The sequence below is a fragment of the Desulfogranum marinum genome (genome assembly GCF_016918565.1).
Lineage (GTDB): Bacteria > Desulfobacterota > Desulfobulbia > Desulfobulbales > Desulfobulbaceae > Desulfogranum > Desulfogranum marinum.
Genome location: NZ_JAFFQD010000203.1, coordinates 1 through 254, shown reverse-complemented (window position 1 = coordinate 254; position 254 = coordinate 1). Strand labels below are relative to the sequence as shown.

1 pseudogene is annotated in these 254 nt (G+C 43.3%); it reads right to left on the bottom strand.

From position 1 onward, the window contains the following. Positions 1-254, bottom strand: a pseudogene (locus JWH17_RS24835) (hypothetical protein); the annotation flags it as partial.

Sequence of the window (254 nt, the reverse complement as noted above, 5' to 3'; positions counted from 1 at the left end):
TGGATTTGATCCACAAGGAAGGCCAATATCATTAACAAGACAAATACCGTGCTCAAATGCTGCTTGCCAAGACCATAATTATGCTCGAAGTGGTATCCCTGGTTCTTCAGTGTATTGAAGGTTTCATTTTCGATTTTCCAGCGGGCACGGCCACCACGCATTATCTGCATGGCATTCTCTCGAGAAACCGTAAAATCGGTAATCCATGTAAAATGCAGGACTTTCCCTGTCTTACTATCATTTTGCCAGTACTC